Origin of the sequence: Sphingopyxis sp. (assembly GCF_965279725.1) — a bacterium.
Taxonomy (GTDB): Bacteria; Pseudomonadota; Alphaproteobacteria; order Sphingomonadales; family Sphingomonadaceae; genus Sphingopyxis.
Genome location: NZ_CBDIIL010000002.1, coordinates 565,987 through 583,178, shown reverse-complemented (window position 1 = coordinate 583,178; position 17,192 = coordinate 565,987). Strand labels below are relative to the sequence as shown.

The 17,192-nt window shown below is 63.5% G+C and carries 23 protein-coding genes; 15 read left to right on the top strand and 8 right to left on the bottom strand.

Annotated features, from left to right (window positions below):
* The first annotated feature begins 42 nt into the window (after positions 1-42).
* From ACQY6T_RS07330 to rplA, 6 genes are all read left to right on the top strand, one after another.
* On the top strand, positions 43-1,395 hold the full coding sequence (locus ACQY6T_RS07330; protein WP_428629914.1) for an MFS transporter: 1,353 nt from the start codon (positions 43-45) through the stop codon (positions 1,393-1,395).
* A 158-nt stretch (positions 1,396-1,553) separates the two neighbouring features.
* On the top strand, positions 1,554-1,751 hold the full coding sequence (gene secE / locus ACQY6T_RS07325; protein WP_293703497.1) for a preprotein translocase subunit SecE: 198 nt from the start codon (positions 1,554-1,556) through the stop codon (positions 1,749-1,751).
* Between the two features lie 35 nt (positions 1,752-1,786).
* The gene (gene nusG / locus ACQY6T_RS07320; RefSeq protein ID WP_428629912.1) at positions 1,787-2,323 is read left to right on the top strand and encodes a transcription termination/antitermination protein NusG; all 537 of its coding nucleotides are present in this window, start codon (positions 1,787-1,789) and stop codon (positions 2,321-2,323) included.
* Positions 2,324-2,347: 24 nt separating this feature from the next.
* Entirely contained in the window at positions 2,348-3,277 is a 930-nt protein-coding gene (locus ACQY6T_RS07315) for an acyl-CoA thioesterase (protein WP_428629910.1), read from the top strand.
* A 165-nt stretch (positions 3,278-3,442) separates the two neighbouring features.
* Positions 3,443-3,874 (top strand): 50S ribosomal protein L11, encoded by a 432-nt coding sequence (gene rplK, locus ACQY6T_RS07310; protein WP_428629908.1) that lies wholly within the window; start codon positions 3,443-3,445, stop codon positions 3,872-3,874.
* 4 nt (positions 3,875-3,878) lie between these two features.
* Positions 3,879-4,577: a 50S ribosomal protein L1 gene (rplA, locus tag ACQY6T_RS07305; protein WP_428629906.1), complete on the top strand. Its 699-nt coding sequence runs from the start codon at positions 3,879-3,881 to the stop codon at positions 4,575-4,577.
* 217 nt (positions 4,578-4,794) lie between these two features.
* On the opposite strand, the gene ACQY6T_RS07300 is transcribed toward rplA, so the two are convergent.
* From ACQY6T_RS07300 to ACQY6T_RS07290, 3 genes are all read right to left on the bottom strand, one after another.
* Positions 4,795-5,442, bottom strand: a complete 648-nt coding sequence (locus ACQY6T_RS07300; RefSeq protein WP_428629905.1) for a heme exporter protein CcmB — start codon at positions 5,440-5,442, stop codon at positions 4,795-4,797.
* A 127-nt stretch (positions 5,443-5,569) separates the two neighbouring features.
* Positions 5,570-6,154 carry a heme ABC exporter ATP-binding protein CcmA gene (ccmA, locus tag ACQY6T_RS07295; RefSeq protein WP_428629903.1) on the bottom strand — a complete coding sequence of 195 codons (585 nt, stop codon included), beginning with the start codon at positions 6,152-6,154 and terminating at the stop codon, positions 5,570-5,572.
* On the bottom strand, positions 6,151-6,570 hold the full coding sequence (locus ACQY6T_RS07290) for a metallopeptidase family protein (RefSeq protein ID WP_428629902.1): 420 nt from the start codon (positions 6,568-6,570) through the stop codon (positions 6,151-6,153). Before ACQY6T_RS07290 ends, ccmA begins: the two co-directional genes overlap by 4 nt.
* A gap of 51 nt (positions 6,571-6,621) precedes the next feature.
* On the opposite strand from ACQY6T_RS07290, the gene ACQY6T_RS07285 reads away from it, so the two are divergent.
* The 3 genes from ACQY6T_RS07285 to ACQY6T_RS07275 all read left to right on the top strand — a co-directional run bounded on the left by ACQY6T_RS07285 (position 6,622) and on the right by ACQY6T_RS07275 (position 9,036).
* Entirely contained in the window at positions 6,622-6,909 is a 288-nt protein-coding gene (locus tag ACQY6T_RS07285) for a 4a-hydroxytetrahydrobiopterin dehydratase (protein ID WP_428629900.1), read from the top strand.
* Between the two features lie 4 nt (positions 6,910-6,913).
* Positions 6,914-7,555, top strand: coding sequence for a YoaK family protein (locus ACQY6T_RS07280; protein WP_428629898.1), 642 nt, complete (start codon positions 6,914-6,916; stop codon positions 7,553-7,555).
* 80 nt (positions 7,556-7,635) lie between these two features.
* Positions 7,636-9,036, top strand: a complete 1,401-nt coding sequence (locus ACQY6T_RS07275) for an amino acid permease (RefSeq protein WP_428629896.1) — start codon at positions 7,636-7,638, stop codon at positions 9,034-9,036.
* A gap of 44 nt (positions 9,037-9,080) precedes the next feature.
* On the opposite strand, the gene ACQY6T_RS07270 is transcribed toward ACQY6T_RS07275, so the two are convergent.
* The 3 genes from ACQY6T_RS07270 to ACQY6T_RS07260 form a co-directional block, all read right to left on the bottom strand.
* Positions 9,081-9,338, bottom strand: a complete 258-nt coding sequence (locus tag ACQY6T_RS07270; protein WP_428630395.1) for a zf-TFIIB domain-containing protein — start codon at positions 9,336-9,338, stop codon at positions 9,081-9,083.
* A 117-nt stretch (positions 9,339-9,455) separates the two neighbouring features.
* Complete coding sequence (locus ACQY6T_RS07265) at positions 9,456-9,779, bottom strand: DUF2218 domain-containing protein (RefSeq protein ID WP_428629894.1); 324 nt, start codon at positions 9,777-9,779, stop codon at positions 9,456-9,458.
* Positions 9,779-10,390, bottom strand: a complete 612-nt coding sequence (locus ACQY6T_RS07260) for a PadR family transcriptional regulator (RefSeq protein WP_428629892.1) — start codon at positions 10,388-10,390, stop codon at positions 9,779-9,781. Before ACQY6T_RS07260 ends, ACQY6T_RS07265 begins: the two co-directional genes overlap by 1 nt.
* A 411-nt stretch (positions 10,391-10,801) precedes the next feature.
* Between ACQY6T_RS07260 and rplJ the strand changes: the two genes are divergently transcribed.
* The gene (gene rplJ / locus ACQY6T_RS07255; protein ID WP_428629890.1) at positions 10,802-11,317 is read left to right on the top strand and encodes a 50S ribosomal protein L10; all 516 of its coding nucleotides are present in this window, start codon (positions 10,802-10,804) and stop codon (positions 11,315-11,317) included.
* A 57-nt stretch (positions 11,318-11,374) separates the two neighbouring features.
* Positions 11,375-11,746 carry a 50S ribosomal protein L7/L12 gene (rplL, locus tag ACQY6T_RS07250; RefSeq protein ID WP_037516187.1) on the top strand — a complete coding sequence of 124 codons (372 nt, stop codon included), beginning with the start codon at positions 11,375-11,377 and terminating at the stop codon, positions 11,744-11,746.
* Positions 11,747-11,859: 113 nt separating this feature from the next.
* On the opposite strand, the gene ACQY6T_RS07245 is transcribed toward rplL, so the two are convergent.
* Complete coding sequence (locus ACQY6T_RS07245) at positions 11,860-12,861, bottom strand: hypothetical protein (protein ID WP_428629888.1); 1,002 nt, start codon at positions 12,859-12,861, stop codon at positions 11,860-11,862.
* Here ACQY6T_RS07245 and ACQY6T_RS07240 point away from each other — a divergent pair.
* The 3 genes from ACQY6T_RS07240 to ACQY6T_RS07230 are packed head-to-tail and all read left to right on the top strand — an operon-like array spanning position 12,860 to position 15,065.
* Positions 12,860-13,183: a hypothetical protein gene (locus ACQY6T_RS07240; protein ID WP_428629886.1), complete on the top strand. Its 324-nt coding sequence runs from the start codon at positions 12,860-12,862 to the stop codon at positions 13,181-13,183. The two genes, ACQY6T_RS07245 and ACQY6T_RS07240, sit on opposite strands and share 2 nt — an antisense overlap.
* A complete protein-coding gene (locus ACQY6T_RS07235) occupies positions 13,180-14,208 on the top strand; it encodes a D-alanine--D-alanine ligase family protein (protein ID WP_428629885.1) in 1,029 nt (342 codons plus the stop codon). Before ACQY6T_RS07240 ends, ACQY6T_RS07235 begins: the two co-directional genes overlap by 4 nt.
* A complete protein-coding gene (locus ACQY6T_RS07230) occupies positions 14,205-15,065 on the top strand; it encodes an NTP transferase domain-containing protein (RefSeq protein WP_428629883.1) in 861 nt (286 codons plus the stop codon). The genes ACQY6T_RS07235 and ACQY6T_RS07230 overlap by 4 nt, the downstream gene beginning before the upstream one ends.
* On the opposite strand, the gene ACQY6T_RS07225 is transcribed toward ACQY6T_RS07230, so the two are convergent.
* A complete protein-coding gene (locus ACQY6T_RS07225) occupies positions 14,986-16,428 on the bottom strand; it encodes a carotenoid oxygenase family protein (RefSeq protein ID WP_428629881.1) in 1,443 nt (480 codons plus the stop codon). The genes ACQY6T_RS07230 and ACQY6T_RS07225 overlap by 80 nt on opposite strands.
* Positions 16,429-16,510: 82 nt before the next feature.
* Here ACQY6T_RS07225 and ACQY6T_RS07220 point away from each other — a divergent pair, with 82 nt between their 5' ends.
* On the top strand, positions 16,511-17,122 hold the full coding sequence (locus tag ACQY6T_RS07220) for a TetR/AcrR family transcriptional regulator (RefSeq protein WP_428629880.1): 612 nt from the start codon (positions 16,511-16,513) through the stop codon (positions 17,120-17,122).
* The last annotated feature ends 70 nt before the right edge of the window (positions 17,123-17,192 follow it).

The window sequence follows — 17,192 nt, the reverse complement described above, 5'->3', positions numbered from 1 at the left end:
TAACTGAAAACCTGCTTCCTTCGGCATCTGGAGCATCCTATTTTGGCCAGTATCGTCCCGTCCACGGCCGGTCTGCCCGATCAAGTGCCGGCGTTGCGCCCGCGCACGGTCGCCGCCTACGCCGCAACTGCGGGGCCAACGGTGATCCTGGGCCTGCCGTTCAGCGTCTATCTGCCGCCCTATATTGCCGAGGGCGGGGTGATTTCGGTGGCGCTGGTCGGGCTGCTGTTTTCGCTCACCACCATCTGGGACGGCGTCGTCGATCCTTTGATCGGGACTATGGTCGACCGCGTCCGCACCGGGCTTGGCGCGCACCGGCGCTGGATGCTGCTTGCGCTGGTGCCGCTGGCGCTGCTTTTGCTCGCGCTGGTGACCGTCGGCGATCGGCTGCCCTTCGCCGCACTGTTCCTGATGATGGTGTTCTTTTACTCCAGCTACAGCCTGTACGAAGTTGCGCAATTGTCGTGGGGCGCGGCACTGGTGCGCACCCCGCGCGACAGTGCACTGCTGTACGGGGTGCGCGACTGGTTCGCGAAGGTCGCGCTGATCCTAGCGTTTGCGGCGCCCGCGGCCGCGCAAATCCTGATCCCCGGGGTCAGTCTGCAAGGCCGCATCATGGCCTATGCCAGCCTGTTCATGCTGATGGTGCCGATTGCGCTCTACGCGATCCGCCTCGTCCCCCCGCGCGCCGTGATCGCCGAACCCGGCATCGGCTGGCGGCACGAGATCCGCGTTTCGCTGGCGTTCCCGCCGTTGATGCTGCTGCTCGGCGTGCAGTTCCTCAACAGCTTTGCCTTTGGTTCGCTGACGTCGCTGTTCGTTTTCTTCGCCGCCACCGTGCTCGATCTCGACGGGCAAAGCGCGATATTGCTGTTCGCCAGCTTCGTCGGCGGGGCCATCGCCTCGCCGGTCTGGACATGGCTCGCGCGGCGTTACGGCAAGCCTCCGATGATGATCATGATGGGGCTGCTGATCTCGGGCCTGCTGATCGCGACCTTGTTCCAACAGCCGGAGGGGATCGCGCAGGCGGCGGGCTTTTCGATCCTGCTCGGCACCGGCTTTGTCGGGCTACTTTTTACTTACTCGATGCTCGCCGACATCATCCCGGGCGATGCCGCGCGCTGCGGCCGCAATCGCTCGGCGTTCCTTTTTGCGCTGCTCAACCTGATGCAGAAATTCGGCGTCGCCGCAGCGATTGCGGTCAGCTACCTACTCCTCGACCTCGTCGGGTTCGACCCCCAAAATGGTGATGCAGCGGCGCGCGAGCTACATCTGCTGTTTGCGCTGCAACCGACGGTCAGCTGGATTGTGATGGTCGGGCTGCTGCTGCTGATGCAGCGGGCGCTGACGCGCGAAACCGACCCCGCACTTGCAATCGCTTCGCCGCGCCAGTAAAGGCCGCTGTCATTCGGACAGATGCGCCGTTTTCGTTCCGCCTTTCGCCGGCATGCTCGGGGAGGGTGGGCGGACTATTGCCCAAAAGCGCGCTTGACGCGGGGGGCATGGCAACCCATCTGGCCCGAAGTATTAGTTTGTAGGACAGGACGATCGACATGGCGAAAACCAGCCCGGCTGAGTTCATCAATCAGGTGCGCGCCGAAGCCAAGAAAATCGTCTGGCCTACGGGACGCGAGACGGTGCAGACGACGATCATGGTGCTGATTATGACGACGATCCTGTCGCTGTTCTTTCTGGGCGTCGATACGGTTTTCAACGCGATCGTCAGCTGGCTGACGTCGCTCGCGCGCTAAACGCCGCAAATTTCAGGGACAGGACACGGACACACATGGCGCGCTGGTACATCATTCACGCCTATTCGGGTTTCGAGAACAAGGTGCGCGATTCGGTGCTTTCCGAAGCCGAACGCATGGGTTTGACCGACTTTGTCGAAGCGGTCGAAGTGCCGATCGAGACCGTCACCGAGGTGAAGCGCGGCAAGAAGGTTCAGGCTGAACGCAAGTTTTTCCCCGGCTATGTCCTCGCCAAGCTGACGATGACCGATGATGTTTATCACTTGGTCAAGAACACCCCGAAGGTCACCGGCTTCTTGGGTTCGATGGGCAAGCCGCAGGCGATCAGCGAAGCCGAAGCCGCGCGCATCCTGAACAGCAAGGAAGAGGCTGCGGCCCGTCCGAAGCAGGAAATCCGTGTCGATTACGAAATCGGCGATCAGGTCAAGGTGCTCGACGGTCCCTTCGCCAGCTTCAACGGGCTGGTCGAGGAACTCGATTTCGAAAAGGCGCGCGTCAAGGTGTCGGTGTCGATCTTTGGTCGCGCTACCCCGGTCGAGCTCGACTTCGAACAGGTCGAACGCTTCAAATAACCATCAAGAGGGCAGGCTGACATCGTGACCGAGCTGTCCTCCACAGAGGTTGAGGCGCGGATCGCGCGGGCGCGCGCGATCAACGAAAGCACCGACGCGACCAAAGTCGTCGGCGCGGTGGCGCGGCTGTTCGACCTGATCCCCGCCGACGAACCCGACGAATTCACCTTTCCCGCACTCGCGACCACCGCACGCGATCGGATTTTCGGCGGTCAGGTGATTGCACAGGCGATGGTCGCCGCGGCGCGCACCGTCGATCCTGACAAACAGGTCCATTCGCTCCACGCCTATTTTCTGCGCGGCGGCGACGAGACCAAGCCGCTGCATTTTCGCGTCCACCGCGATTTCGACGGGCGCAGCTTCGCCAATCGCCGCGTCGTCGTGCGCCAGGACGGCAAGGTGATCTTCAACCTCACCGCATCGTTCCAGCTGCCGACCCCCGGCCTGTCGCATCAGGTGCCGATGCCCGACCTGCTGCCGCCCGAGGAATGCCGCGACTTCCTGGAAACGATCGCCGCCGATCCGAACATCTCGGATCAGGCTTTTGCGCATATGGCGCGGCGCCGCCCCTTCGAACTGCGCAACCATCGCCCGCCCGCATCGGCCAAGGCGACGCAGCATTATCAGTGGTTCCGCGCCGCTGCCCCGGTCGGCGACGACCCGCTCGTCCACCGTGCTTTCCTGGCGTTTGCGTCGGACATGGGATTATTATCGTCGGCGATGCTGCCGCACGGGCTGAACTGGTCGACTCCGGGGCTGTTCTCGACCAGCCTCGACCATGCGATGTGGTTTCACAATGACGTTCGCGTCGACGAATGGTTCGTGTTCGTGATGGACAGCGACTGGACCGGCGGCAGCCGCGGGATCAACCGCGGATCGATCTATCGCCAGGACGGCACGCTGATCGCCTCGGCGGTGCAGGAAGGGCTGCTGCGCTACCACCCGCCCGCCTGAGCGCGGTACAAGGCTTGTTTTTCCCGCCAATTCGGGCTAACGGCGCCGCTTCGCGTCAGATACGGGCGTGATTCCGCGCGGGAGGAGGGGGTGATGCCCTTCTGTTCGACCGCTTATTTTGAGCCTCGGATCAAATCCGGGGCGAGAGAAAGATAGGAGGCCATCATGGCTAAGAAGATCAGCGGCTATATCAAGCTGCAAGTTCCGGCAGGGACCGCAAACCCTTCGCCGCCGCTCGGGCCGGCACTCGGCCAGCGCGGCGTCAACATCATGGAATTCTGCAAGGCGTTCAACGCCGCAACCGATTCCATGGACAAGGGCACGCCGACCCCGACCATCATCACCGTGTTTGCCGACAAGAGCTTTTCGTTCGTTACGAAAACGCCGCCGGCAACCTATCTGATCAAGAAGGCCGCAAACCTGAAGTCGGGTTCGAAAGAGCCGGGCAAGATCAGCGGCGGCAAGATCGCCCGCTCGAAACTGACCGAAATCGCCGAGATCAAGATGAAGGATCTCAACGCGAACGATCTGGAACAAGCGACGAAGATCATCGAGGGCAGCGCGCGCTCGATGGGCCTCGAAGTGACGGAGGGCTGATCCGATGGCAAAGCTGACCAAGAAACTCAAAGCCCTTGAGGGCAAGGTGGACAGCCTCAAGCTGCACACCGTCGACGAAGCGCTCAAGACCGTGCGCGAGCTGGCCTCGGCCAAGTTCGACGAAACGCTCGAAGTCGCGCTGAACCTGGGTGTCGATCCGCGCCACGCCGACCAGATGGTCCGCGGCGTCGTGACGCTCCCCGCCGGGACCGGCAAGGACGTCAAGGTCGCCGTGTTCGCGCGCGGCGACAATGCCGACAAGGCGCTGGCCGCTGGCGCCGACAAGGTCGGTGCCGAAGACCTGATGGAAGACATGCTCGCGGGCAACCTCGACTATGGCCGCGTCATCGCGACGCCGGACATGATGGGCATCGTCGGCCGTCTGGGTAAGACGCTGGGTCCGAAGGGCCTGATGCCGAACCCGAAGCTGGGCACCGTGACCCCGAACGTCGCCGAAGCCGTGAAGGCCGCCAAGGGCGGTCAGATCGAATTCCGCGTCGAAAAGGCCGGGATCATCCACGCTGGCCTCGGCAAGCTGTCGTTCGGCGAAGAAAAGCTCCGCCAGAACTTCGACGCTTTTGTCGACGCGATCGTCAAGGCCAAGCCGGCCGGTGCGAAGGGCAAATATGTCCGCAAGATCGCCCTGTCGTCGTCGATGGGCCCGGGCGTCAAGGTCGATACGGCCGACGTCACCGGCGCCTGATTGGCACCACATGATTTAGCGAAGGGCCGGGGGAAACTCCGGCCCTTTTCTTATGGGCGATGTCGGCTTTGGGGTGGGAAGCTGCCCTCATATCTTCGTCACCCCGGACTTGATCCGGGGTCCATGCGGCCTTGCACCGCCTATACTGAGAGGGCGGATGGATCCCGGATCAAGTCCGGGATGACGACAATATAGGTCAGCAATTGGTCGATAGCGGTCATTCCCTGAGCCCCCGCATCGCCGCGCCCGCCGCAAACGGCCCGATCATCGTCAGCAGCAAACTCGTCGCGCTAAGCAATTTCATCGCCCCGCGTCCCGACGGATCGAGCATCCCCGCCCCAAAGATCAGCAACGGCACCGCCAGCGGCAGCACCAGCAGCCCGCCAATCGCGCTCCCGCCCTTCAGCCCCGCGGTCAGCGCCGCGCTCAGCACCGCCAGCGACGCGAGCGCCGGGATCGCAATTGCGATCCCCGTCGCCAGCACCTCCACCCGCGCCGCGTCCTGCGCCAGCAACGCTGCCGCCGGGAGCAAGGCGATCATCAACGGCAACCCGAACGCAATCGCATGTGCCAAAATCTTCACCGCCGCGATCACCTCGTCGGCGATGCCGCGCACCGCGAGTTGGTCGAGCACGCCGGCATCGCGGTCGGGCCGCACCAGCCGGTCGATCGGCAGCAACGCCGCGAGCAGCGCCGCAACCCATACCATCCCGCCGCCCGCGCGCCGCAGCAGCGGTGCATCCGGCCCGACCGCAAAAGGAAAGGCGGTGGCGACGAGCAGGAAGAACAGCACCGGCAACCACAGGGCGCCGCTGCCCCACGCGCGCTGCAGGTCGCGCCAGAACAGGGCGAGAAGGGTGGTCATGCCGCGCCATCCCACTTCGTCATTGCCAGCGAAGCGAAGCAATCTCCAGCCATCGTCCATGCGCAAGTTTGATAGCTGGAGACTGCTGCGTCGCTCCGCTCCTCGCAATGACGGGCATTAACGACCGTCACGCCAACGCCCCCATGTCCAGCTCCGCCAGATCATCAATCCCCAGCGCAAAATGCGACGCCAGCAACACCGCCCCGCCGTTCGCACGATGCTTCGCTATCGCGGCGACCAGCCGCGCCTGTGCCGCATCGTCCATCCCGTTGGCGGGCTCGTCGAGCATCCAGATCGGCGCTCCGCCAGCAATCACGCGAACCATCGCGGCGCGCTTGCGCTGGCCGGTCGACAACATCGAAACCGGCACGTCGGCGAGCGGCGTCAGCGCCATGTCCTCCATCGCGCGGTCGACGCTGTGGCCATCGACGGTGTCGATCCTCGCCCAGAAATCGAGCGCGCGGCGCAGCGGCAGCTCGGCGTCAAGCGCCGATGCCTCGTCGATCAACGCGCAGCGCCCAAGGCGTTCGACCGTCCCCGCCGCGGCGCGCAACAACCCCGCCGCCAGCCGGATCAGGCTCGACTTGCCCGCGCCATTGGGACCACGCAGCCATAGCGCGTCGCCGGGCCTTAATGCGAACGACAGATTTTCGAACAACAGCCGGTCGCCGCGGATACACGCCACGCCATCGAGCCGCAAAAGCTCGCTCACGCCATATCCTCAAGCGCGTGCATATCATCGTCCGAAAAGCCGAAATGATGTCCGATCTCGTGGATCAGCACATGCCGCACCAACCGGTCGAGCCGCTCACCGGTTTCGATCCATTCGACCAGGATCGGGACGCGATACAGGGTGACGCGGTCGGGCATGCCGCCGCTCTGATCGATGCTGCGCTCAGTCAGCGGGCGCCCTTCATACAGGCCGGTCAGGTCATAGGGATGCTCGATGTCGAGCGATTTTAGGATCTCGTCGTCGGCAAATTCTTCGATCGCGATCACCACGCCCTGAATATGCGGCAGAAACACAGCGGGCATGGTGTCGAGCGCGACCTCGGCCATCGCGAACATCGCATCGGCATCGGGGGCGGTTCCGGTCCATCCGGCTGGCAGGGCAGGCTTGTCGCTCATCGCGCCCTTCCTTATGGCGGCGGCACGGCCTTTACCAGCGGGAGAAGATTCATGGTCCAGAAACTCGACGAAGACGCCCGCACCGCTTTGCTCGCCCGGTTCCCGCAATGGACCCACGAACCGACCCGCGACGCGATCACCCGCCAACTCAAATTCGCCGATTTCGCGCAGGCGTTCGGCTTCATGGCCAGCGTGGCGATCATCGCGGAAAAGATGGATCACCACCCCGAATGGTCGAACGTCTATAACCGCGTCGACATCTTGCTCACGACACACGACGCCGATGGACTGTCGGAGCGCGATGCGAAGCTGGCCGAGGCGATCGAACGGCTGCTTTAGGGGCATGCTCCGTTTTGACCGACCGCATCAGGTGCTGGCCATCGGGGTCGCTGGTTTGGCGGGGTTTGTCGACGCGATCGGCTTTGTCGAATCGGCCGGTTTTTTCGTGTCGTTCATGACGGGTAACTCGACCCGACTGGCCGTCGGCTTGGCGGGGGAGCAGCACGCGGCACTGATCGCCGGCACGATCATCACGGTCTTTGTCGTCGGGGTCGTTGCGGGGTCGCTGATTGGCGCGCGCGCCGGATCGCGGCGGACGCCCGCGGTTCTGGTCAGTGTCACGATATTGCTGGGGATCGCGGCAATATTGCGGTTGGAGGGCACCGGCTGGGACGCGCTTCTGTTCCTCGCCCTCGCAATGGGTGCCGCCAACGCGGCGATGGCTGGTCGCGACGGGTCGGTCGTCGGCGTGACCTATATGACCGGCACATTGGTGCAAATGGGCCAGAAAATCGCCAATGCACTGCGCGGAGAGGGCGATCGCCGATGGCTGCACCACTTCGGCCTGTGGGCGGGACTGGTCGGTGGCGCGCTAATCGGTGCGCGAACAGTGATCTGGTCGCCGGTATTGGCCTATGTTTTCGCCGTCACACTGGCCGCTACGCTTGCTTTTCGCGCGGGCTGGATTGCGCGGCAAGCGGCATAAAGCGACCATGCTCTGGTCTTGCCTTCGCGCGTGATCCGTTCCAAACGACCGCAATAAAGTAATAATGGGGAGCCAACGACATGACCGACAGCCTGTTCCGCCGCAAAGCCATTGTTCCGGAACAGCGGGAAGGTCAAAATGCGCTCGCCCGCACGCTCGGCTGGCCGCATCTGATCGCGCTCGGCGTCGGCGCGATCGTCGGCACCGGCATCCTCACGCTCATCGGTGTCGGCGCCGACAAGGCGGGCCCGGCGGTCATCCTCTCCTTCGGCATCGCCGGTCTGATCTGCGCCTGCGCGGCGCTGGCCTATGCCGAAATGGCGACGATGATCCCTGCATCGGGCAGCGCCTATACCTACTCCTATGTCGTGATCGGCGAACTCATCGCGTGGGTTGTCGGGTGGAGCCTCATTCTCGAATATTCGCTGGTGGTCAGCGCGGTCGCGGTCGGCTGGTCGGGCTATGCCGCACCCCTGCTGGAGGCATGGGCGGGCGCGCCGATGGCGTTGATGCAAGGGCCCGAACTCGGCGGCATCGTGAACCTGCCGGCGATCGCGATCATCGCGGTCGTCGCCGGGCTGCTGCTCGTCGGGACGCGCGAAAGCGCGACGCTCAATGCAATCCTCGTGCTGGTAAAGATCGTCGCGTTGATCGTGTTCGTCGCGGTCGCGCTGCCCGCATTCAACGCTGCCAATCTCGAACCCTTCAGCCCCTTCGGCTTTGCCAAGCACATGGGTCCTGATGGGGTCGAGCGGGGGGTGATGGCCGCGGCGGCGATCATCTTCTTTGCCTTTTATGGCTTTGACGCCATTGCCACCGCCGCCGAGGAAACAAAGAACCCCGACCGCGATCTGAAGATCGGCATCGTCGGATCGATGATTGCCTGCGTCGTCATCTATATCGCGGTGGCGGTCGCTGCGGTCGGCGCGATCGCCTATACCCGCTTTGCCAACAGCCCCGAACCGCTGGCGCTGATCCTGCGCGAACTGGGCAGTCCGCTCGCCGCGCAATATCTCGCCGTGTCGGCGATCATCGCGCTTCCGACCGTCATCCTCGCCTTCTTCTATGGCCAGAGTCGCATCTTCTTTACAATGGCGCGCGACGGGTTGCTGCCGACGAGCCTCGCCAGACTGTCGTCGCGCGGCACCCCGGTGCGGATCACCATCTTTACCGCGCTGGTCGTCGCGGTGCTCGCGGGCTTCATTCCGCTCGGTGAGCTGGCGGCGCTCGCCAATGCGGGGACGCTCGCGGCGTTCATTGCGGTGTCGCTGTGCATGCTGATCATGCGTGTTCGGGCGCCCGATGCGCCGCGTACCTTCCGTGCGCCGTTACCTTGGGTGGTCGGGCTCGGCGCGATCGGCGGCTGCCTCTATCTGTTCTACAGCCTGCCGGCGAAGACGCAGCTGTGGTTCCTGGTGTGGAACGTCCTCGGGCTGGGGGTCTATTTCCTCTACGCCCGGCGGAATGCGGTGGTTGGCTGATTGAATTCCTCCCCATCGCTGCGCGACAGGGAGGATAGCGTTGCTCAGTCGAACAACTCGCTCAAGAAACTCTTCTTGTAATTCTTCTTGTATGGCTTGCCATAATGCCGGTCGTCATGGTCGCGATATTGCGGCTGCTGTTGATAGGGTTGTTGTTGCGGCGGCGGCGGTGCCGACGCTTGCGGCGCCGGGGCGCTCGCCGCTTCGCTGCGCTCGATGATCTTGTCGAGTTCGCCGCGATCGAGCCAGACGCCGCGGCATTGCGGGCAATAGTCGATCTCGATCCCCTGACGCTCCGACATCGTCAGATTTACGCGGCAGGTCGGGCAAAGCAGCCCTTGGGCGTCGGTCACAGATATTCCTTTCCTTGGGTGGATGTCAGAGCGCCTAACGCGCTTCGCGCGGCAGGCGTTCCTTCATTATGATCCAGGCTGCCAGTCGAAGGGCAAGGGCGCTTCGCGAAAGGCGAAGCGGTCGAGGTGACGCGCAACCGCGCCCTGCAATCCTTCGAGCTGACCAGCGACGCTGGCGTCGATGCGGACCGACAGGGCGTCGGTTGCGGCATCGAAGGTCACCAGCCCGTCGCCGGGCCAGTCGGCACCGCGCGCGTCCTTGGGAAAGGTCACGGTGCCGTGGTCGGCGGTAAACTCGACGGCCAGGTTATGCTGCCAATGCTTGCACAATTGCTGGAGATATTTGCTCGCATGGGCGGTGGGGACCGTCGCGGTGCTGCTGACCGTCATCAAAGCCGCTCGATCTTTTGTGCGGCCTCGTCGATCAGCGCGACGATGTCGTGCAGCGCCGCCTTGTCGAGGTCGCGGTCGCGCAGCCGGTCCATCAGCACCTGGCGCAGATTGCCCATCGCGCGGCGGACCGACGCCGAATCCGTCCGCTGCGTCTCTTCGCCGACCGCGGTCAGGCGTTCGATCGCCGCATCGACAACTTCGGCGTTGGCTTCCAGTTCCGCGCGGCCGGCGTCGGTGATCGCGAACAGTTTTTTGGCGCCCTCGCTCTGCTGCGCTTCGATCTGGCCCATGTCGTCGAGCAGGGTCAGCGTCGGATAGATGACCCCGGGACTCGGCGCATAGGCGCCGCCGGTCAGTTCTTCGATCTGGCGGATCAGGTCATAGCCGTGGCGCGGCTCGTCGGCGATCAGTTTAAGCAGCACGAGCCGCAGCTCGCCGCTATCGAACATCCGGCGCCGCTCGCCGCGCTCGCCCCGGCCACCGCCGCCGCGTCGGCCACTTCCGCCAAAGCCGTGCACGAATCCGTGGCCAAAGCCACGTCCGCCACCGCGATGCATCGCATGCCGCCCGCCGCATTCGCGGCCTTCCATTTTCGCATAAAAAATCATGTTCATTCCTTTGAGTGATTCTCAATGCATCTAAGATATATCTTAAATCGAACTTTGCAAGTGCTCGACGGCACATTACGTGGCACCTTTGCCAACATCCGCCGCCCGCCTTGACTTCCGGCCGTTTCCGGCTAATAGCCGCCCCGTGTTGCCAAAGCTCCGGCTGCGGCAATTCCGTCCGAGACAGTTGGTGCAGGGGATTTGCCCTGCTTAATTTCCAGCCGAGACGGGGAACAGTCTTTTTCGGTCGCCCGCCTGCTTGTTCAGGCGACGCGTCTTGACCGACCCCTTCGGACATCGTTGCGCAAAAGCGGGTGAGCCTCGGCTCGCGTCCGGTTTTGCGTGTGTTAGCCGCCCGGCGGCGCCTGCGTTTCGGCGTCTGCGCATCCGGGCACAGAGTGGAGTATAGGCATGGATCGTACGGAAAAGGCCGAAGCCGTATCCTCGCTGAACGCTACGCTGGCATCAGCTGCCTCGGTTGTGGTCGTCCGCAACCTCGGCATGACCGTCGCTCAGTCGACGGTGCTGCGCCAGCAAATGCGCGATGCAGGAGCCGACTTTCGCGTCACGAAGAACCGTCTTGCCAAAATCGCGCTCGATGGCACGTCCTACGCCGGGATCAGCGACCTGCTGACCGGTCCCACGGCCCTCGCAACCTCGACCGATCCGGTCGCGGCGGCGAAGATCGCCGTGGAATTTGCCAAGACCAACGACAAGCTTGAGATCGTTGGTGGCGGCATGGGCGACGTGGTCCTCGACGTGAATGGCGTCAAAGCGCTGGCTTCGCTTCCCTCGCTCGACCAGCTTCGTGCCACGATCATCGGTCTGGTACAGGCTCCGGCCACCAAGGTTGCGCAGATTGCCGCAGCCCCGGCTGGCCAGTTGGCGCGGGTTTTTGGCGCATATGCCGCCAAAGAAGCAGCGTAATTTCGAACTGAACTGAAACTTGTGCCGGGCACGTCCCGGTTTTGATGGAGAATGAACATGGCTGATCTTGCAAAGATCGTTGAAGAACTGTCGGCACTGACCGTCCTCGAAGCGGCTGACCTGTCGAAGCTGCTCGAAGAAAAGTGGGGCGTTTCGGCTGCCGCTGCTGTTGCTGCTGCTCCCGCCGCTGCGGCTGCTGGTCCGGCTGCTGAAGAGCAGACCGAATTCGACGTCATCCTGACGGGTGACGGCGGCAACAAGATCAACGTGATTAAGGAAGTCCGTGCGATCACCGGCCTGGGTCTTGGCGAAGCCAAGGCACTCGTCGAAGGTGCGCCGAAGGCCATCAAGGAAGGCGTGAACAAGGCAGAAGCTGAAGAGCTGAAGGCCAAGATCCTCGCCGCTGGCGGCACCGTCGAACTGAAGTAATCAGTTTGCGAATTCGGTCGGCTGATCCGACCGGCTTCTGACATAAGAAAAGGGCGGCGCCGCGAGGCACCGCCCTTTTTTATGCGGCGAGGGGACCGCCGCAGCGTTTTGGGTTAGCCGTTGGAATAGCCCGGACGGCGGAAGGTGGGGGTCGTGCGGGGACGGGTGGGTTCAACCCGGCGCACTTCCTGTTGCTGGACCACCGGGGTGGGGCGTTGAGCAATTTCCCAGGCGCTGACCGGAGTGCGCGTCACGTCCTTTTGCTGTCCAAGCGTTTCGCCGTAAGCAACGCGTTCCTGACGATCAAGGAAGCGCGCGCGCTTCAGGCGCTTGTTGAGCGTGACGAACGGATTGTCGTCGGTGGGGCCAGCCATCGCCATCGCTTCGTGACGCCCCATGCTGCCACTCGGCGCCGCAGTGAACGCGGGGGTGGTGCGGCGGGGTGCAACCGGTGCCTCCTCACGCGGAGCATATGCGGGCGAAACCCATGCGTCGGCAGTCGTCGTGCGTGCTGCAGCAACGGGCTCATACGAGTAAGCAGGCGTTTCTTCGGACACTTCGCTGTTGCTGCGACGACGGCGCGCAAAGGCTAGCCCAGCACCACCAACGATCAGAAGCGCAGCGGCACCCCCGGCAATTTCCCAAGGAAATTCACCACTGGTCGCGGTCACCGTTTCGGCAGGCTGCGGGGCCGCTGCGACAACCGGTTCAAGCGGCGTCATGGTCGATGCCGACGCGGACGCTACGGGTTCGATAGGCGCCGGATCAGCGATCGGCGTGGCCGCGGCGGCGACCGGTGATGCAACCGACGCCTTAACTGCGGCGGGCGCCCGCTGTGCGGTACGCTCGGCGCGGGCAGGGGTAGCGGCTGCCCGTTCGGCGGCGTTGGGCGTCGACGCCGTTTCCTGCGGTGCGATATCCAGCGGGACGCGGATAACTGGCGCTGCGACCGGCGCCTGCGCGGCTTGGGGCGCTGCTACCGGAGCCGGGGTGCTCGGTTCGGCAACGACCGGCGGGGCCGGTTCGGCCACCGGCGGCGTCATCGTGATGGTAGGCGTTTCCTGCGCAAAAGCGCTGGGGGTGGACAGAACCAGGAACGCGGCAATCGCGCTCATGGCGGGGCGGGAAAGGGCAATGTTCTTTGTCATAGTAAAGCCTGAACGAACTGCCGACGAAAAGCGCTGCGCCGACCACGGCGTTTCCGCGACGAGCCGTGTGCGCCGGGCGGCGCAGCGAAGAATCCGGCGCGGTTCGTCGTCACGCGCCATCTGGTTTGCGGTCGGGCGATCTGCGCGGCCGTTGGGTCAGATTTGCTTCAAAGTAACGCATTTCCAGCCGTTGCGCGCGAAAATGACATTGATTTTGCGCTTCCGTGTCACCTGCGTCACCAATTCGTCATCGCCGCGCAATCTCGATGTGGTCAACGCCGCAGCATGAAAACGACCGACCTGGCGCCGACCCGGCTACCGAACCGCCTGCGTGACACGCAACGGCTGCTCTTCATCGCCAAACATGCCCGCTGGACCGGTGGGCTGCACCCCGACGATGGCAATCACGCGCTCTATCATCGCGAAATGCGCGTGACGCTCGAAGGACTCGGGATCGAACTGCTGATCGCGGACAGCTATGCCGCGCTGTTCGATCGGCCGGCTGCCGATTTCGTGTTTCCACTGCTCAATCGCGGCGGCTTCTTCAATTCCGAAATGCTGCTCCCCTTGCTCTGCAACCAGCATGGCCTCCCGTATGTCGGCGCGTCGCCGATCGTCCGCGGCCTGTCCGATGACAAGCATCTGACCAAGTTGGAAGCCGCGGCGCGCGGCGTACCGACTGCGCCTTGGGCGCTGTTCCGGCGTGGCACGCCCGTCGATATGTCGCGCTGCCCGCCCGCGCGGCGCTGGGTCATCAAGCCAAACAACAGCTCGGCGTCGTGGGGCGTGCGTGATGCGCATGACCGCATCGAGCTGGCGCAATCGATCGCCGAAATCCACGCGCTCGATCACGACGCGCTCGTCGAACCCTTTATCGACGGCAGCGATATTGAGGTACCGGTGATCACGCTGAGCGGCGAACCGGCGATGCTCCCGATGATGATCTTCGAACAACTCGACCCGACCCAGCTACGCACCTATCAGGAAAAGCGCGATCTCGTCGGCAATTTGGGATATTGCATCAAGCGGTTCGACGATCCCGCCATCACCGCGCAAATCATTAAATATACCAAGCGGATGGCCGATATTTTCCGCCCGTTCGACTATGGTCGGTTCGAATTTCGCGTCGATCACACGACCGGCGACGTCCGGCTGCTCGAGGTCAACCTCAACTGCAATCTGTGGTCGGAGAAGCTCTTTTCGCGCTCGGCTGTCGCGGCAGGCTTCACCCAAACGACGCTCATCGAAACGATCGTGGCGGAAAGCATGCTTCGCCAGATCGCGCCAGTGATCGCGCGGCGCGACGCGGCATGAGCAGGTCGATCCTGATCCTCGCGGGACGGCGCCCCGGTGCGGTCGATGCGCTGGCCAAAGCGCATGGGGTTACCGACAAATGCCTTGTTCCCGTCGCCGGGCGCCCGATGATCGCGCATGTGCTGGAAAGCGCAGCGGACAGCAAAGCGGAGCGGGTGCTGGTATCGACGCACCATGCTGCCTTGCTGAAAAATCTGGGCGACCCCGTCGTCGATCTGCTGGGCGACCGATTGGTGATCATTCCGGCCGCCGACAATCTGGCCGATTCGGTGTTGCTGGCTGCTGGCGCCGCCCGCTTTCCGCTGTTGATCACGACCGCCGACAATTGTTTGCTCACGCCCGAAACGATCGCCGAAATCGGTGCCGAAGCTCAGCGACTGGGTATCGACGCGGGCGTCGCGCTCGCCCGGCGGGCGGATGTACTGGCGATCCATCCTGAAGGACAGCGGCGCTTTTACGAATTTTCTGACGTCGCGGTGTCGAACTGCAACGCCTATTGGATCGGCCACCCCGGCGCACTGAAGGCGGCGGAGACGTTTCGCGGTGGCGGCCAGTTCGTCAAAAAGCCGTTCCGGGTGATACAGGCCTTTGGCTTGATCAACCTTATTCGCTCCCGGTTCGGACTCGGGCCGATCCATCACATCTTTGGTCGCATTTCGCGCCGTCTGAAAATCGACATCGCCCCGCTGCTGATCAGCAACGGGGCGACGGCGATCGATGTCGACAATGAAAGATCGCTGCGGGTGACCGAGGCGCTGCTGGCGCGCCGGGGATCCGTCAGTCGGCGATCCAGTTCCCGTGGAACCCCGGCGGAACGCGGTGCGGCAGATGAACGGCCGCTTGCGGTGGCCCCGTAAAGTCATCGGCATTCAGGATGACCAGTTCGGTCGTCTCCTGGTTCATGTCGACAACCAGCCCGATCAACCAACCGTCATCTTCGGCACCATCGGCACTGCGCGGCACAAAGACGAATTCGCCGGGGTGCCGGGCAGGGCCGAAATCGTGGATGTCGGTCCTTCCCACTGCCAGGTCGTGCTTGAACAGCTTTGTTTCCGCGAGTTCCCATTCGGCCGATTCTCCATCCGGAATCGCGATGCTGTAGGCGTAGCGATAGGGTTTGGTCGTTAGCCGTTCGTCATAACGCGGGAATTCCTGTGCATGATCGTGGAGCACCGTGCGCACCGTCGTTCCGGCCACCGGGTCGATCGTCCAGCGTTCCAGGCGTGACTTCTGGCTGTCCGGACCGCGTTTCGATTCCGCGAACATCGTCTCGTGCGCGACGACATCGACGATCACCTTGCCGTCCGCGGTTTCAAAGGCGTTGGCAGGGTGGAAGACGTAGCAGGGTTCGACAGGCACCCAGATGATGCTGTCGCCGCCGCCTTTCCTGGGGAGGAGGCCGACCCGCGCCGGATGGGCATCGTTCCACGCATAAGGAAAGCGATAGCCGGCTAGGAGCATTTTCATCGAGAAGGTGACGGGCAGATCAAAGACGAGGACGTGGTTTTGGGTGATCGCGCAGTCGTGGATCGACGGTCCGTCGCAGACCGCAATCGCTTCCTCGCGGATGACGTGCGCGTTCTTGTCGAGAACGACGTGCCAGACCTTGTTCGGTTCGTCGCCGCGATAGGTGATCGCGTGGATCTCGCCAGTATAGGGGTCATGGTGCGGGTGCGCGGTGTAGGCTCCAACTAGCGTCGCGTCGAAAGGGTTGTGGGCGATGGTACCGAGTTCGTAATCGAGTTCGACCGGCTTGCCGCCCGCTTCGACGATCGCAAAAGTGCGACCAGCGAGGCCAACGACGTTGGTGTTCGGCGCATCATTGTTACCATTGCGCGGTCCGGGGGGCAGTTCCTCGCCAAGAACCGCGCAGGCTTCGCTGCCCCGGACCCAGCGGTTGCGATACCAGTCGGCCTTGCCGCCTTCGATGCGGATACCGTGAACCATGCCGGCGCCGGAGAACCAATGATAGCTGGCTGGGTCGGGCGCAACGGCGGGGTTCGGACCGTTGCGCAGGTAACGGCCGGTCAGAGCGGCGGGAATTTCGCCTTCGATGCGCAGTTCCTCCAGCGTCAGTTCCTCGGTCATCGGTTTGTGGATACCGGTGAGGAAGGGGTGCGCATCGGTGGGGCGGGGAAGGCGTTTGCGGTTAAAGTCGGCGACCTTGCCGATGCCTTTGGTGACCGCGCTGCGGATGAGGGTTTCGACGTTGCTTGCCATGGGGATGCTCCTTACGGATGTTGGCGAAGGTGCCGCGTAGCGTGGGGTTGCGCTGGCGACTCGGAATGTTTACGGTGACAACATGATCGATGAAGATAACAGTGTCAACATAAAAAGCGACGGCGCGAAGGCGGTGGGTGCTTATCACCATGGCGACCTGCGCGCGGCGGTGATCGCCGCGGGGCTGAAACGGCTGGAAGCGGGCGACGACGGCGAGCTGGGGCTGCGGGCGCTGGCGCGCGACGTCGGGGTCAGCGCCACCGCGCTTTATCGCCATTTTCCGGATAAAGAGGCGCTGCTCGACGCGCTCGCCGACGAAGGGTTGCGGCGGCTGGGCGCGAGGCAGGCACAGGCGTGGCTGAAGGCCGGGGGCGGACGCAATGGGTTCAAGGCGACGGGGACGACCTATGTCCGTTTTGCCCATGACGAACCGGCGCTGTTCCGTCTGAGTTTCACGCGGCAGATGTCGGCGCGCCATGCGAATGTTGGCGGTGACGGCGGCGAAGTTGCCTATAATCTGCTACGGGCAGGGGTCGGCGAAGCGTTGCCGGGCGCCGAAAATCCCGATACGGCGGCTTTGCACGCTTGGGCGCTCGTCCACGGGCTGGCAATGTTGATCCTGGACCGGCGCCTGACGTGGGACGAAGCGATGGTCGACGAGGTCGTCGGTTTGACCTTTGGCGGGATCGATTGAGCGCCGTCGCGAACTGATCGGGCGGTAAAGAGGGGGAGGAGGCCATATGTTAGCGGTTTCTTTCTCTCTT